Raw genomic sequence first — 15,898 nt, forward strand, 5'->3', positions numbered from 1 at the left:
CAGGGAACCAGGCTGTCAAGCGGTCGTGGTTGTGGACGCGCGGCGTCCGTCACTCCCAGCGGAAGCGCCAGGCCGCGACGGCGAGCGAGGCGATCGTCCAGAGTGCGAGCACGAGGAGCGCCTGCGACTCGTGCTGCCACCAAGCGGTGTTCTCCCAGGCAGCGCGGAGCACGGTCACCACCGGCGTGGCGGGGAAGACGGTCGCGACCTGCTGGACGCGCTCGGGCAGGATCTCGCGCGGGAGAGCCATGCCGGAGAGGAAGAGCATCGGGTAGAAGAGCAGCATCGAGGCGACCTGGGCCGTGCGTGCCGTCGGTGCGAGAGCAGCCAGGGCGAAGCCGAAGGCGTACAGGGCGAGACCACCGACCATCCCTGCGGCGATCGCGCTCGGCAGCGAACCAGGGAATCGGAGATGATAGCCGGCCTTCGCGACCAGGACGAGGAGCAGGATGCCGCAGACCGTGAGGAGCGCGAGTGAGACGAGGTGCGCGAGGAAGATGGCGAACGGGGACAGCGGGGTGACCGCGAGGCGGCGCAGGAAGCCGCGCTCGCGATAGCTGGCCAGCGAGATGGGCAAGTTGAAGATCCCGACGGTCGCCAGCACCAGCGCGATGTAGCCTGGGACAGTCACGTCGATGGTGCCCAGCCCACCCAACTCAGGTTTTGGCTCGTTACCGTAGATACTGCCGAACAGGAGGATAAGCAGGGGTGGGAAGGCGAGCGGGAAGAAGGCGGCGAAGGGTTCGCGGAGCTGCAGGAGAAACTCGAGCCATATCAGGCGAACGAGACCACGCATGGCTCACGACTCCTCTCGCACCAGCGGCGTACCCGTCAGGGTGAGATAGGCGTCCTCCAGGCGGCCACTCGAGACTCGAAGCTCGCGGAGGGGGACTCCCTGCTCGACGAGCTGCTGCACGACGGCAGCGACCGCGCGGTCGTCTTCGGCATACACGGTAAGGGTCTCGTCGCGGTACTCCGTACCGCGGACGCCCGGAATGGCGGACAGCCGGGGAACTGCACTGCCGTCCGGAATCCGGAGCGTGACGAGCAGGTTCCCGACCGTGCGTGCGATGAGGCGCGAGGGTGAGTCGAGCGCGACGATGCGGCCCCGGTGGAAGACCGCGACGCGGTCGCAGAGCGCCTCGGCCTCCTCCATGAGGTGGGTGCTCAGGAGGATCGTCTTGCCGCGCGCACGGAGCGAGCGGATGAGTTCCCAGACGGTACGCCGACCGTGGGGGTCGAGGCCGGTCGTGAGTTCGTCGAGAAAGAGGATAGCCGGGTCATGGACGAGTGCGAGGGCGAGAAAGAGGCGCTGTTTCTGCCCGCCGCTCAGTTTGCCGAAGGGCGTACGGCGTTGCTCGGCCAGACCGAGCTGGGCGAGGAGTTCGCGGCCGTCCCGGGAGCGCGGGTAGAGAGCGGCGAAGAGCGCCAGGGCTTCACCGACGCGGAGGCGGTCGGGGAGCGCGCTCTCCTGGAGCTGGACGCCGATGTGCGCGGCGAGCTGCCGACGCTCGCGGGCCGGGTCGCGACCGAGGACGCGCACGACACCGGCATCCGGACGTCGCAGGCCCTCGAGACACTCGATGGTCGTCGTCTTGCCGGCACCGTTGGGCCCGACGATACCGAAGATCTCGCCGTCCTCGACCCGGAAGCTCACACCATCGACCGCTACGGTCGAACCGTAGACCTTCCGCAACCCTTCGACTTCGATGACGTTCACGCCGTCCCTCCTGTCTGTTCGGTCGACCGGTCGGTGGTGCCGGGTGTGCCGTCGGGTTGGGGCGCTTGGCCGGAGAGCAGGGCGAGCAGGGCTGCACGGTGGCTCTCGAAGGCCGCCCGGCCCCGCGGCGTGAGCGCGACGTAGGTACGCGGCTTCCGTCCGACGAAGGTCTTGCGGCTGCGCACGTAGCCCGCTTCCTCCAACCGAAGGAGATGGGCCGAGAGGTTGCCGTCGGTGAGTTCCAGGAGGTCGCGCAGGTAGGTGAACTCGACCTCGCTGTTTGGAGCGAGGGCCGCGAGGGCAGCCATGATGCGCAGGCGTGTCGGCTGGTGGATCAGTTCATCGAGCGTCATCGTGCCCGCTCCACCAGAGCCAGAGACCGCCGGCGAGCAGTGCGCCGCCTCCGAGAAGGCCGACCAGGAGTGCGAACGCAGCTGGGCCGAGGAGAAAGCCGATCGTCGCGACAGCGGTGACGAAGAGCCCGAGGACCAGCATGAGGCGCGTCAGCCAGATGCCGATGAGGACGTATCCCGCCATGATACCGGTCACGAGTACGAAGCTGGCGACATGCGGATCGCGCGGGAAGAGGAGCGAGGACCAGAGAGCGAGGTAACCGCTCGCGACCAGCCAGGACAGGTCGATGCGGCGCCCGAGCGGTGAGCGGACGCGCCGCTCGTAGAACACCTGCAAGCCGAACGTCACGGCGAATCCGAGCGTGACGAGTCCGGCCCAGAGGTAGGTGAGCGCGGTGCGAGCGAGAAAGAGGGTGCCGAGATAGCCCACCAGCCAGACGATGCCCCAGGTGACGAGCGTCGGAGCGACGGTCCAGCGGAGGACCGTGCGGCGGACGATCTGCTCGGTGCGGGCGATCGTGGCGAGGGCCGCTCGGATGTCTTCCGGTTGCATCGTGCGTGCTCCTCCGTAGAGACAGAAGAATAGAGTACTTTGCACTATAGAGTACCTTGTCTTCACTGCTGCGTCAAGTGGGTCGGCAGGCGCTGGTCGTGACACGCCCGGCTGGCCGCTTACAGGCTCGCCGGTTCGGGTCTGCGTGTTACGGGGAGCGGGCGGGAGTGCAGGAGACGGTGCATTCGACCTGAGGATACGGTAGGCACAGGCGCGTCGCTGTGGTATGCTGTGCACGTCGAGGAGGGGTTTGTGGCCTTCACGGTCCAGGACTTCGAGGATCTGGTTCGGTTGCTGGAGCTGCATCCGGAGTGGCGGGCGCAGCTGCGACGCCTGCTCTTGACCGAGGAACTCTTGACGGTGCCGGAGCGGCTGGCACGCGTGGAGCAGCTCCTGGTCGAGCAAGGAGAGCAGCTGCGGGAACTGCGGCGCATTGCCGAGGAGCACACGCGGCAGCTCCAGGAGCATACGCAGGAGCTGCGGGAACTGCGGCGCATTGCCGAGGAGCACACGCGGCAACTCCAGGAGCATACGCAGGAGCTGCGGGAACTGCGGCGCATTGCCGAGGAGCACACGCGGCAACTCCAGGAGCATACGCAGGAGCTGCGGGAACTGCGGCGCATTGCCGAGGAGCACACGCGGCAACTCCAGGAGCATACGCAGGAGCTGCGGGAACTGCGGCGCATTGCCGAGGAGCACACGCGGCAACTCCAGGAGCATAGCCAACAGCTGCGCGAACTGCGGCGCACCGCCGAGGAGCACACGCGGCAACTCCAGGAGCACACGAAGGAATTGCAAGAACTCCGGCGGATCGTCGAGGAGCACACGCGGCAGCTGCTCGCGTTGACGCGCGAAGTCGGTGAGCTCCGCGAGGCAGTCCGCGTCCTGGAGGAGCGGCTCGACCGGCTGTCGCAACGGGTCGACGCGGCCCTCGGGCAGGTGTTCGAGTTGCGTGCCCAGCAACGGTTGAGCTCGTGGCTCGGTCGTTTGGTCCGCGGTATGCGCGTCAGGCCGCCGGGGGAATGGGAGCAAGAGTTCCGAGGACGCCTCGGGGACGAGGCGTTCGATCGGCTTCTGGATGCCGATCTCCTCGTCCGGGGGAGGCTCCGCACCGACGATGCACGCGAGGTCTGGCTGGTCGTCGAGGTTTCCTGGGTGATCGACCTGCGGGATGTCGACCGTGTCCTCGAGTGGGCCACGCTGCTCCGCGCCGCCGGGTTGACGGCGGTACCGGTCGTCCTAGGGTCGCGGCTGACCGACGAGGCTCGCCTTCTGGCCCAGCGTGACGGCGTGCTGGTCGTCGAGGCCGACGAGCAGTCGGTCCGCAGCGAGGGGTGGGAGCGCGTGCAGGAGCGCTGGGTCGCCTGAGGGCGGGCTGATCCCCGCTCGCCCAGTCGTTCCTGGCGACGAGCGCTGTGGGAGCCGGGGAAGCGTTTCGCCTGGTTCGCTTCTCGCCAGTCCTCCATCCGGTACACAGGAGCGCACGCGGGAAGGGGCTACGTGCGTCTCGCGGGGTCTTTTCGCGTACCCGGCTCTTCTGCGTGCTGCAGAGTCGCCTGCCTACCGTCACGCACCCCCATGTGGCCGCTCCAGAGAGCGGGAGCATGGGTGCCGCACCGCTTTCACCGGCGCGACAGCCGGCCCGTCCCTGCTGGTGCGCGTGCGTCGACATCTGTACCCCCGTGGACAGACCCGGATGCTGACGGAGTCCCGAGAGGCCGCGATGGACGTGAGTACCGCGCTGCTCGTCGGGTGACCGCGCGCCGGTACCTACCGTGGCGTTAGAATGGAGCCAAGAGACCGGTGTTCGTGCGTTGCGAGGAGGCGCACCATGGGTGCTGTGGAGTACCGGCCAGGGCTGGAGGGGGTCATCGCCACCGAGACCGCGATCTCCTACCTCGACGTCGAGCACGAGGAGATCGTCGTCCGCGGGTACAACCTCCTCGACCTGGCGCGCCAGCGGACCTACGTGGACGTTGTCGGCCTTCTGGTAAACGGTCACCTGCCCGATGCGGTCGAGCGGGCTGACCTCGAGCGGCAGCTGCTCGCGGTCGCCAGCGTTCCGGCGGAGATCTGGCAGATCCTGCGGCTGCTCCCGCCCGGGATGGACGCGATGGACCGCCTGCGGACGGCGGTCTCGGCGCTCGGCGGCTGGGACCCGGCGGCCAACTCGGCTGACCCCGAGCAGGACCGGCAGAGTGGCTTCCGGGTTATCGCGCAGTCGGCGACGATCGTCGCCAACCTGCTCCGCGTCGCCGAGGGGGGCGAGCCGAACTTGCCCGATCCGCGCCGCTCCTATCCCGAGAACTTCCTCTGGATGATCACCGGGCGCCAGCCGAGCCCGGCCGAGGTGCGGGCCTTCGACCAGACCTTGATCGCCTATGCCGAACACGAGCTGCCGAACTCGACCTTCGCGGCTCGCGTCATCGCCTCGACCCTGGCCGACCTCTATGGCGCACTGACGGGTGCGGTCGCCTCGCTGAAAGGGCGGCTCCACGGTGGTGCCAACGAGGCGGTTATGGAGATGCTGCTCGAGGCTGGTGACGAGGACGGTCTCGAGCGGCTGATCCGCGAGAAGCTCGCCCGCAAGGAGCGGATCATGGGCTTCGGCCACCGCGTCTACATGCGGCGGATGGACCCGCGCGCTCAGCTCCTCAAGGAGACGCTGGCCCAGCTGGTCGCCGAGAAAGGCGACCCGGAAGGGGAGAAGCTGGTGCGGATGTGCCAGCGTGGCGAGGACGTGATGCGCGAGGAGAGAGGACTCTTCCCGAACCTCGACTACTATGCGGCGCCGGTTTACTGGGTGCTCGGTATTCCGATCGACCTCTATACGCCGATCTTCTTCGCCGCGCGCACGGCCGGATTGGTCGCGCACGTGGTCGAGCAGCACGCGCACAACCGGCTCTTCCGGCCGCGGGTGCTCTACACCGGCCCGCGTGGCCTCAAGCCGTGAGTGACGAGCGAGTGAAGGGAGCGACAGACCGTGGGGGAGGCGGGAAGTGGGGCGCGGCCAGCGCCCGATGCGGTCCTGGTGGAGATCGCGCGGTACGTCCTGGAGACCGAGATCGCGAGTCCGGTCGCCTACGAGACGGCACGGCTGGCGCTGGCCGACTCGCTGGCCTGCGCCTGCGAGGCGCTCCTCCACCCGGACTGTACCGAGCTGATCGGTCCGGTCGCGCCAGGTACCATCGTGCCCCATGGCGTCAAGGTGCCGGGAACTGCGCTCGTGCTCGATCCGGTGCAGGCGGCGTTCGCTATCAGTGCGCTCGTGCGCTGGCTCGACTACAACGACACCTGGCTGGCCAAGGAGTGGGGGCATCCGTCCGATAACTTCGGTGCCATCCTGGCGGTCGCCGACTTCGTGAGCCGGCAGCGGCGGGAGCGGGGCGAGCTATCCTACCGGGTGCGTGACGTCCTCACGGCGGCGATCAAGGCGTACGAGATCCAGGGCGTGCTGGCGCTGGAAAACAGCCTGAACCGCGTCGGGTTCGACCACGTGCAGTTCGTCAAGGTCGCCTCGGCGGCCGTCGCCGCGGCACTGTTCGGTGGCGGGTTCGACGAGGTGGTGAGCGCACTCTCCAATGCCTGGGTCGACGGCCCAGCGCTCCGGACCTACCGGCATTACCCGAACACCGGGCCGCGCAAGTCGTGGGCGGCAGCCGATGCGACCAGCCGGGCGGTGCGGCTGGCCTGGCTGGCGCTGCGCGGTGAGCCGGGTTATCCGACCGCGCTCAGTGCGCCGCAGTGGGGGTTCCAGGACGTGGTGCTCCGGGGGCAACCGGTCGTGCTGGCACGGCCGCTGGGGAGCTACGTGATGGAGAACGTGCTCTTCAAGATCGCCTTCCCGGCCGAGTTCCACGGTCAGACGGCCGTCGAGGCAGCCCTGCGGCTGCACCCGCTGGTGCGCCAGCGGCTCGACGAGATCGCTGAGATCGTGATCGAGACGCAGGAGTCGGCCAAGCGGATCATCGACAAGCCGGGGCCCTTCGCCAACCCGGCCGACCGCGACCACTCGATCCAGTACATGACGGCGGTCGCGCTGCTGTATGGGGAGCTGCGCTACGAGCACTACCTCGAGCCGATCGCGTCCGACCCGCGCATTCCGGAACTGATCGCCAAGATGCGCGTGGTCGAGAACCCGGAGTTCAGTCGCGACTATCTCGATCCCGACAAGCGCTCGATCGCCAATGCCGTCCAGGTCGTCTTCCGCGACGGAAGCCGTAGCGAGCGGGTGGTAGTCGAGTATCCGATCGGGCACCCGCGCCGCCGGGCCGAGGGGCTGCCGCTCTTGCGCCAGAAGCTGGCGCGCGCGCTGCGGCTCGTCTTTCCCGAGTACCGGGCGCGAGCGCTGGAAACGCTCCTTCTCGACGATCCGGCGTTCCCCGACTGGCCGGTCGATCGTTTCCTGGACGCGTTGCACCGGGGGTGAGCGATGAGCTGGATCCGCCAGCAGCCGCGTCCCCAGCAGGAGCTGGCACAGGCGTTCCGCGATGCGGTCGCTGCGGGGCTGGTCGTCCTGCCGGGCGTCTATGACGGACTCTCAGCGCTTTTGGCTCGTGCTGCGGGATTCCCGGCGCTCTATCTCTCCGGGGCCGCGTTCACGGCCAGTCGAGGCCTGCCCGACCTCGGTCTGGTGGGGCTGGCGGAAGTCGTCGAGCGGGCACGCGAGATCGTGCGAGCGACCGAGCTCCCGCTGATCGTCGACATCGATACCGGGTACGGCGGGGTGCTCAACGCGGCGCGGGCCGCGCGGGAGCTCGCCGAGGCGCGGGTGGCTGGGGTACAGATCGAGGATCAACAGCAGCCGAAGAAGTGTGGGCATCTCACGGCCAAGCTGCTCGCGCCGCCGGAGGAGCTGGAGCACAAGGTGCGGGCGATGAAGGAAGTCGCGCCGGATCTTTACGTTATCGCCCGCACCGATGCCTACGAGCAGGAAGGGGTGGAGGGGGTGGTGGGGCGGGCGCGACGGTATCTGGCAGCCGGTGCCGACGCCATCTTTCCCGAGGCGCTGCCGGACGAGGCAGCGTTCCGGGAGGTGGCAGCAGCGCTGCCTGGTGTCACCCTCCTCGCCAACCTGACCGAGTTCGGCCGGACGCCAGCCTTTACCGCAGCACAAGTGGCGGAGTGGGGGTACCGGATCGCGCTCTTTCCGGTCTCGGCGTTGCGAGTCGCCGCGAAGGCGATGGAGCAGCTCTACCGGACACTGGCTGTGGAGGGGACGACACGGCGGTTCGTCGATGCGATGCAGTCGCGGGCGGAGCTCTACGAACTCCTCGGCTACTTCGCCTACGAGGAGTTCGACGCCACGCTCGCGCGCTCGACGCTGCCGGAGTGGGAGGGGTGAGCGGGCAGGTATGTCGACCGACTCGTCCTCTGTCTCCGCGGTTGTTGTGAGGAACGAACGGCACAATCTTGCCAGATTTTGGGTCTGAGAATTGATCGGTTCGGTGTAGATGATTGGTCTGCTCAACAGATATCGCATGATAGGAATATAGTATTTTCATTATAGCTCACCGATGGTTTCTTGCGCCAGAATTGAGCACTGTTAGTGAAGCATATCATCGCGTCGCTTCGTGGAAATTACTCAAATCTATCTGTAACTCGAATTCTGGAGCGCCTCGTGTTTTTTTTGCGTGCCGACTGACAGTGCCGGGCTGGCCTCGCTCGGGAGTCCCGTTCCTTCGCATCGAGTGTCGATTGGCCGCTTGACGCGCTCTCGTGAGCGTCGCAGGTGTCACCAGAGCGGGTGTGCGGCTGTGTTGTCATGGTGAACCTGTGGAATACTATGGCCGATTATACCCAGGGGTAGGTCAAGTTTCAGCGCAGGCTCTCTGACAGGAGAGCGTGTGACAGCACCGGAGGCCCATGATGCGGAGAGCGAGAGCATGGCTATCCTTCGGGCAAGTTGCCGCAGCGTTCGCCATGGGGATCGGGGCTGTGCTTCTGGCGAAGGTCATTCGTGGGAAGCGCAAGCGCCAGAGGAAGGCAACACCTGTACGAGAGATGGTCCCCGGTTCCGAGGCGCATCATGCGGTCCAAGGAGCTGAGAGATCCGCGGTGATCGCGGATTCCACGAAAGGTCTCAGTGACGGTGCTTTGTTGACCGTGTTGCCCGACCGAGACTCAGACGCGTCTCCGGCGACCTCTGCTGCATGCCGAGGCGTGTGGCAAGAGGGAGATGCCGGAGCAGTTCCCGTCCAAGAGCAAAGTGATGAAAGTTTCTTGTATACACAACATAGTGATGATAATTGTGAATACGTACTCGCAGAGCGCAGTGATAGTGAAGATCGTGGTGGAGACATAGTCATTGAGTCTGTGCCTACTCTTCCTGTCCCGCAGCAGCCAGTGGAAAATGTGCCCGAGAGCCAAGTGTCCGACGTGAACGACCTGTGGCAAGAGACTACTGAACAACAGGATTCCCACCGGGGGCGCCGACCGCCAGAGCGACGGGGTGGGCGACCGCGACGCGAGATTGTGGAGGAACCGAGGCAGCGACCACGGCGCCCATCTGCTCAACGTGTTGATGAGCGACCGTTCCTCGTTCGATGTCGCCGTGAGGAGCGGGGGTGGGTGGTTGGGTTCGAGCCACTCGACGATAATCTCATCTTCCTCCAGGACGGGCAGCCGCTCGAGCCTGAGCGTATTGTTGAGACCTTCCTTCCACTGCGTAGTGATTCCAAGGTGGTTGTGTCAGGTAATCAAGGGTGGGAGCTGTCTTACGCTCCCCTGAGCGACTCTTGCTACTTCTTTCGCCTCGAAAGTCCCACAGAAGGAAGTCTTGTCGAAGACGACGAGTTGGAAGCAGGACAAGCATATCTCATAATAGTGCAGGGAAGATTAGAGACTGCGTATGGCATGGAAGAAGAGACGATTGCGCTTCCTGGTTGGTCGGCCTACTATTTCGCGGGCGCTCATGCGACTGAGAAATTGAACATCGGCGCGCGAGTGATGCCCCTCCGCCGGCCATCCGAACGAGGGCTCTGGATTGTGGGTCATCCGGTGGATGGGGTGGACGAACGCTACCACGCCTTTTTCGATGTGTCCAAAATCGGCTGGGGCAAATTGCTCGCGGATGTTCGCGCGGTCGTCATACGACTTGAGCGGGGCTCTCGAGCATTCTCCTGTTCCTGGGAAGTATCCGGTGACGAAACTGAGATCCCGGACGATATCCGGGCTGAGCTGAGGGGTATCGGTGCGGGGCGCTTTGCTGTCCGATGCTACGATGGAAACCAGCGGCTGGTGGTGAGCAGGGATTTCCGTCTTGCTGTTGGGCTCAAAAAGGTATCACGAACCTCGCTCAGCGATGGTTCCGTTCGGGTCGAGTTCGACCTCGATCCCAATTTCCGTGTCGAAGCAGTCGACGGCAGTGTCGAATTATCCTGTGCCGAACCCTTCGCCTTTGTCATCCGTCCGCACCAGCGTCAAGCACGCCCAGAATGGTGGGATCTCTTCGAGTGGAGGGTGCATGCGCCTTCTGGGAACTCTGTTCTTCTCGGCGTGGATCTGGGGCGAGCAGTCTGGGCACTCGGGGAGGGTGAGCAACCTCCAGTTGGAGATGAGTGGGGTGTCGAGGTGCTCCAGCTTCAGCGGTCGGACTTCGCTGCCACTTCGAAGAAAGTTGTCTGGATCTGGGTTCCGTGGTCCTTGAGGGGTAACAAGGTTGCGGTGTGCATAGCGCAATGTAACCGAAATAATCAAGGCATGGCTCTTCCTGAGCGAATGGTTGTAAAAGATGGGCATTTCTATCGTCTGCCGTTACGAGAGCTTGAGCATTTGATTCCCGAACAAACTGGTGAGTACGCAGTCATTCTCCAGCATGCCAAAGGCACGCTGGAAATTGGTCGCTTCGATCTGCGCTACCAATGCCGGTTGTGTGGTTTTCGTGCCCGAGAGCAAAAAGCGATTCTCCATCATGCCGCTGTCCGACACCTTTCAGAATGTTTCAACGAAATATCGGCAATCGAGATCTGGGAACGCGAGGGGAAGCTGCTTCCTGACCGAGTGTATGTCTGCGGATACTGTGGGAAGGGGTTTCCGGAATACGGGGCTGAGAATGGCAATACTGCTGTGAGTGCGCACCAGTTGTACGAGTGCCCACGGGCTCGCCAAGGAACGAATGTGGAGCCTGTTACGGTGAAAATTCGCGTTCTTGAGCGAGGACAGGACGACGAGGGAATGATCAAGGCGCTGGTTGGTGACAAAAGGCGTTGTCGGTATTGTGCACTCGAGATTGATATCCAAGACGCCCCGAGTCATTTATGCAATCATGCTCCTCAACTCGTCGAGCTTTGCTGAACGGAGGGTGTGAGGAACTATGCATTCGGGCGCTCTCTGGTATTTGGCCGATCGACTACGTGATCAGTATCAATCCTTTCTGGAGACAGCGTTTTCGTTCCGAGATCCGGTCCTTCGTCGCTCGTTTGCCGACGCGTTGCGGGGCCTCGAGCTGGTTCGTGAACCGTATGTCGAGCTGTCACCGCGTTATCACAGGAGCAATCCGCCACGTGCTCTCTTTAGAGAGTTATTGGGCCAAGATGTCTTGTCCGCTCTTTTGACAGCGTTGCATGGTGAGCGGCCGCTGTATTCCCATCAAGAGCAGGCACTCCGCCGCGTGTGGTCTGGCAACAATGTGGTCGTGGCAACTGGTACAGGGAGTGGGAAGACTGAGGCGTTCCTCCTACCGATTCTTTTGTCGCTCTATGAGGAGTGGTGCCGAGGAACGCTCGGTCCGGGCGTGCGTGCTCTGATCCTCTATCCGATGAACGCACTGGCGTTCGATCAACGGGCGAGACTTGCAGAGATCGCGCGTGTCCTCAAAGAGGAGGAATCACCGTTCCATTTCACCTTCGGTCAGTATACCGGTCATACACCGGAGGACGAACGTGATAAAGGGCGAGCCGCAATGGATTGGGAGGAGGAACGCACACCACATACAATCCTAGAAAATGGCCGCGTTGTCCATGGGGAGCTCGTCTTTCGGAGGGAGATGCGCGCGACACCCCCGCATATCCTCATTACGAATTATTCAATGCTCGAATATCTGCTCATACGTCCCACGGATAGTCCCCTCTTCGACGGAGAGGCGGCACGGCACTGGCGCTTCCTTGTTGTCGATGAAGTGCATACGTACTCGGGCGTCCGTGGTCAGGAACTTGCGCTCCTATTACGACGGTTGAAGGTACGGCTTCGCCAGGCGGGGAATCGCAATCGCCTGTTCTGTATCGCTACCAGCGCTACGCTTTTTACTGGCCAAGAGGCGAAGCAGCAGGCAGCTCAGTTTGCGGAGCGGCTCTTTGGGGAGCCGTTCAGCCCGGACGATATCATCCTGGGGCAGCGGGCCGACTTGAGCGAGATCTTTCCCCGGGAGGACTTGGGGGAGCTGGGTGAGCATGTATCTCGCCTTACAAGCGCGCTGCAAGGTGGTCCGCGGCCGCTCGACACTGTTGCGCACGAGGTATTTCCGGAAGAAGTCGAAAGGCAGCGGGCCGAGGCACAGCTGCTCAGGCTCTTGAGTCGTTTGGGAGAGCGGCCGGGAAGAGACGGCCAGTCGCTCCTATCGACACTTCGTCTCCATATCTTCGTGCGGGGGTTGGAAGGAGCGTTTGTGCGCTACGTTCCAGGATTACAAGTGACGCTATCAGATCAAAGTGATGAATCGGCCAAATGCTTCGAGCTCGCGCTCTGCCGATTTTGCGGTCAGCACTATCTCGTTGGGCAAGTGAGTGGCGATCGTTTTATTGCGGCGAATCGAGACTATTCAAGTGTCGGTTATCGCATCGACTATCTACTGCCGCTTGACAGTGATGAGGTGGATCGTAAGCCGAATATCTGGCTGTGTCCTGTTTGCGGGGCGCTCAGCAAGTCAGCTCGGTGCTCACGAGGTTGTGAAGGTGAGACAATACCTGTGTACTTTGAGGAAGAAGCTCATGATCGGGATTCCGGTGAACTGAAGTACTGTCTGGTCTGTAATGTTGCTGCTTCTGATCCCGTCCGTGAGCTGGTCTACGGTGGTGAGTGGGTTCAGGCTGTCATCGCCACAACGATTCTCGATCTGCTCCCGAAGGGGCGACGAAAGATGCTCGCGTTCGCGGACGGTCGACAGGACGCCGCGTATTTTGCCGTGCGGCTGGACGAATGGGCGTCGCAACTCGCGCTCCGGCGTGGAATCGTTCAAGCTCTGAAGTCACTAACGAACGGAGAGGATCGAGACGGCCTTTCACTGCGTGAACTTCACGAGGATCTCTTGGCGCTGTTGCCGCAGCTCTTCGACGATCCAGCCCATCGTACACACCGAGAGCGGAGGAAGGAGCTCTGGAAGCTCTTGTTGCAAGAGTTGCGGTCTTCTGAGGAAAACGGTTCCCTCGAATCAGCTGCGATTGCATTTTGGCGCCTTGGCTGGCCTTGGTTCAGGGGATTGCCTGAAAGTATACTGGCTAAGCTCTTGCAACTCGAGTATCAGCGAGCTGTCGAGGTTGCGGAGTTTCTGCTGCTCTCGCTGATTCGTAGTGATTCTCTCGCGATTGAGCTTCTCGATCCCAATACCAGACTTGCAAATGATCTCCCGATGAATCGCCGTTATGTGCGTATCGGTTCTCCGGATGCAGACAAGACTGTCGTCAGTTGGGATGGCGTAGAGCGAGGATCCCCGAATCGGCGAGTGGATTACCTTGTCCGCTTTTTGCGGCGACAGAATCCATCGCTCTCGGTACAGGAGGCACGGGCAAAAGCGGGTGAAGTCTTGCAATCGTTCTGGGAATGGATGCGTCGTGAGGAAGAAGGGCTGCGTGAGCAAGATAAAATCCTCATTCGCGATCCTGGAAAGGGCTTTCAGCTCAATCCGCTCTGGCTCCGTCTTGCACGGCGTGATGAACAAAGCTTCTACCGATGCGATTGCTGTGGGCGTCCCAGTGCTCTTCTTGGAGCGGGGCCGTGTCCACGCTACGGTTGCCCCGGTACTCTGCAGCCGGCTTCTCCCTCAAAGGGGGAATCCCGGTTTTATCGCGAGTTATATGAATCGTTCTCTGGGGAGTCGCGTCGGTTTCTCGTCGAAGAGCACACCGCTCAGCTAACTACACAAAAGGCTCAAGAATATCAGCTCCGCTTTAGTCGTGGTGACCTTCATGTCCTGAGCTGCTCGACTACCTTTGAACTCGGCGTTGATCTGGGTGACATCGATGTTGTCTTTCTGCGCAACGTCCCTCCGGAACCGTTCAACTACACCCAGCGAGCTGGCCGCACTGGTCGACGGCAGCAGCTTGGTCTCGTAGTCACATTCTGTCGGCGGCGTCCCCACGATCTCTATCACTTTCGGTTCCCTGAGCGTCTCTTGCAGGGTGAAAGCCACACCATGGTTCCTCGTCACTGGAGTCGGCGGGTGATCCAACGGCATGTGAATGCCGTCGTCTTTTCCCGTTTCTTCCGAGCTTTCCCTGAACGCTTCCGTAACGTCGAGGCGATGGTCGGTGAGCGATGGGATCCTGGCGAGCTGTGCGGCCAGCTTGGAGCCTTCATCACGGCCCACTTTCGCGATCTGCTTGATGAGATACAGGCCGTGCTGCGGGATTGCCTTGACCAGGACTCGCCTGAAGTGGTGAATGCGGAGCAACTCCTCGCTGGTGTCAACGAGTCAGGTGGTGTGCTCGATCGTGCGCTGGCAGAGATCTGTGAGGATTACCGTGCAGTGCGTGGGCTGGAGGAACAGGCGCGGAACGAGCGGCGGTACAAAGATGCAGATTGGGCTCATCGACGTGCTGAGACTATCGCGCGAGAAGATGTCTTGTCCTTCCTCTCCCGCAAGGCAGTGATACCGAAGTACGGATTTCCTGTCGATGTCGTCGAGCTAACAGTTCCAGATAGTTCGAAGGGAGTCGAATTGACGCGTGATCTCCGCTTCGCGATCAGCGAGTACGCGCCCGGGCAATCGGTCATCGCTAACAAGTGGAAGTGGGAGTCGGGCGGAGTGAAGATACTCCCAGCTCGCGCATTACCACGACGTCGTTTCCGCTATTGTGAACAGCACCGGAGCTACATTGAGCGCGACTACAGCGACGAGGCTGAACTCCCGCCGTTGCCATGTGGTTGCACTGGGCACAAGGGGCAGTACGTACAACCCATCTTTGGCTTTTTTGTTCCGCGGGGCAGCGCGGAGCAAGCACGTGCACGACCGAGGCAAACGTTGCCCTTAGCGTTCTTCGTCGACCTCGGAGAGTCCAAGCCGAGCCACTATGACGAGTATGGTGCTCCCGCGGTGATTCGTGTTGCAGCAGTCGAGCGGAGACCCGTTGTTGTCCTGAGTCAAGGAGTTCGGGCGCAAGGATTCAAGATTTGTCTACAATGCGGAACTGCAAGGGATGCACGCTCGAAGCAGCACCTCCGTCGCGATGGTAAGGAGTGCGACGGACAATTCGAACGCGTGATGCTCGGACATTCGTTTCTCACCGACGTTGTACGTGTCGATTTCCTCATTCCTTCCTCCGAAAGTGATCTCGTTGCCTTGAACCATGGCTTGGTTGCGGTGCTTGTGGCTGGGCTCAGTAGGGCCTTGGAAGTGCCTGTGGCAGAACTCGGCGGAGTACCAGTTTTCGCTTCGGGTTATCCTTCGGTCGTCTTGTTCGACGACGTTCCGGCTGGTGGTGGGCTCGTTGCCCGCCTTAAAGAGAAGACAGTTCTTGAACAAGTCCTCCGCTATGCATACGAACAAGTTGATGGCCGGTGTGGCTGTGGTCCTCATGGTAGTTGCTATTCCTGTCTTCGGACGTTTGCCAATCAAGCGGTTCACGCTTTGCTACGAAGAGGGCTGGTGTTTGTATATCTCGAACAGGTTCGTAAGGGGTTGGTCTAGCTAGCATGTGAGCGTCATGTTGGGATGGTTTGTTGCGGCTCGTTGTGATGACGTGCGTCGTTGGGCTCTGGGCTGGCACTACCGGTGTGCTATCGTGACCTGACAGTGATCGACTGAGGCGCGTCTGGTGACAAGGCACATACAGCCTCTCAACGCGTGCGCGATCATTCATGAGGAGATTGTGGCGGTATCCGTCTCGAGTGTGAGCGAATCATGTCGACACCGCTACGAGGCCGGTATTGAGTAGGAGTGCAATGGGCCCTGTTGGTGTCCCTGTTGTCGACAGTATGGCCGGAAGCGAGCAGGATGAATGGCGTTCCGTTGTGGGGGACTGTATCGTGCAACGAGTGGGCCCGACAGTGGGATGCTAGCGTACGTGCTCGCGGCGATGGCGAGTCCGCGCATGATCGTTGGCGAGCTGCAAAGCGAAA

The 15,898-nt window shown here is 62.4% G+C and carries 10 protein-coding genes; 6 read left to right on the top strand and 4 right to left on the bottom strand.

Features of this window, described 5'->3' with window-relative positions:
• Nucleotides 1-49: 49 nt before the first annotated feature.
• Genes OO015_RS11820 through OO015_RS11835 form a run of 4 tightly spaced genes read right to left on the bottom strand, consistent with a single transcriptional unit; the run spans nucleotide 50 to nucleotide 2,626 of the window.
• Nucleotides 50-796 (bottom strand): ABC transporter permease, encoded by a 747-nt coding sequence (locus tag OO015_RS11820; RefSeq protein ID WP_265941471.1) that lies wholly within the window; start codon nucleotides 794-796, stop codon nucleotides 50-52.
• Between the two features lie 3 nt (nucleotides 797-799).
• Nucleotides 800-1,720: an ABC transporter ATP-binding protein gene (locus tag OO015_RS11825; RefSeq protein WP_265941472.1), complete on the bottom strand. Its 921-nt coding sequence runs from the start codon at nucleotides 1,718-1,720 to the stop codon at nucleotides 800-802.
• Entirely contained in the window at nucleotides 1,717-2,073 is a 357-nt protein-coding gene (locus tag OO015_RS11830) for a winged helix-turn-helix domain-containing protein (protein WP_265941473.1), read from the bottom strand. The genes OO015_RS11825 and OO015_RS11830 overlap by 4 nt, the downstream gene beginning before the upstream one ends.
• Nucleotides 2,060-2,626, bottom strand: coding sequence for a hypothetical protein (locus OO015_RS11835; RefSeq protein WP_265941474.1), 567 nt, complete (start codon nucleotides 2,624-2,626; stop codon nucleotides 2,060-2,062). The genes OO015_RS11830 and OO015_RS11835 overlap by 14 nt, the downstream gene beginning before the upstream one ends.
• Before the next feature lie 252 nt (nucleotides 2,627-2,878).
• Here OO015_RS11835 and OO015_RS11840 point away from each other — a divergent pair, with 252 nt between their 5' ends.
• From OO015_RS11840 to OO015_RS11865, 6 genes are all read left to right on the top strand, one after another.
• Nucleotides 2,879-3,994, top strand: a complete 1,116-nt coding sequence (locus OO015_RS11840; RefSeq protein ID WP_265941475.1) for a hypothetical protein — start codon at nucleotides 2,879-2,881, stop codon at nucleotides 3,992-3,994.
• A gap of 463 nt (nucleotides 3,995-4,457) precedes the next feature.
• Complete coding sequence (gene mmgD, locus OO015_RS11845) at nucleotides 4,458-5,579, top strand: citrate synthase (protein WP_265941476.1); 1,122 nt, start codon at nucleotides 4,458-4,460, stop codon at nucleotides 5,577-5,579.
• A 30-nt stretch (nucleotides 5,580-5,609) separates the two neighbouring features.
• Nucleotides 5,610-7,055: a bifunctional 2-methylcitrate dehydratase/aconitate hydratase gene (locus tag OO015_RS11850; protein ID WP_265941477.1), complete on the top strand. Its 1,446-nt coding sequence runs from the start codon at nucleotides 5,610-5,612 to the stop codon at nucleotides 7,053-7,055.
• A 3-nt stretch (nucleotides 7,056-7,058) separates the two neighbouring features.
• Nucleotides 7,059-7,970 (top strand): methylisocitrate lyase, encoded by a 912-nt coding sequence (prpB, locus tag OO015_RS11855; RefSeq protein WP_265941478.1) that lies wholly within the window; start codon nucleotides 7,059-7,061, stop codon nucleotides 7,968-7,970.
• Nucleotides 7,971-9,196: 1,226 nt separating this feature from the next.
• Entirely contained in the window at nucleotides 9,197-10,921 is a 1,725-nt protein-coding gene (locus OO015_RS11860; RefSeq protein ID WP_265941479.1) for a hypothetical protein, read from the top strand.
• A 19-nt stretch (nucleotides 10,922-10,940) separates the two neighbouring features.
• Complete coding sequence (locus OO015_RS11865) at nucleotides 10,941-15,467, top strand: DEAD/DEAH box helicase (protein WP_265941480.1); 4,527 nt, start codon at nucleotides 10,941-10,943, stop codon at nucleotides 15,465-15,467.
• Nucleotides 15,468-15,898: the final 431 nt, after the last annotated feature.

The sequence above is a fragment of the Thermomicrobium sp. 4228-Ro genome, from assembly GCF_026241205.1.
In the GTDB taxonomy this organism is placed as follows: domain Bacteria; phylum Chloroflexota; class Chloroflexia; order Thermomicrobiales; family Thermomicrobiaceae; genus Thermomicrobium.

What these genes read in the sequence shown, in the direction of transcription:
- prpB (WP_265941478.1), top strand. Translation starts at nt 7,059, where the DNA reads ATGAGCTGGATCCGCCAGCAGCCGCGTCCCCAGCAGGAGCTGGCACAG.
- OO015_RS11865 (WP_265941480.1), top strand. Translation starts at nt 10,941, where the DNA reads ATGCATTCGGGCGCTCTCTGGTATTTGGCCGATCGACTACGTGATCAG.
- OO015_RS11820 (WP_265941471.1), bottom strand. Translation starts at nt 796, where the DNA reads ATGCGTGGTCTCGTTCGCCTGATATGGCTCGAGTTTCTCCTGCAGCTC.
- OO015_RS11835 (WP_265941474.1), bottom strand. Translation starts at nt 2,626, where the DNA reads ATGCAACCGGAAGACATCCGAGCGGCCCTCGCCACGATCGCCCGCACC.
- mmgD (WP_265941476.1), top strand. Translation starts at nt 4,458, where the DNA reads ATGGGTGCTGTGGAGTACCGGCCAGGGCTGGAGGGGGTCATCGCCACC.
- OO015_RS11830 (WP_265941473.1), bottom strand. Translation starts at nt 2,073, where the DNA reads ATGACGCTCGATGAACTGATCCACCAGCCGACACGCCTGCGCATCATG.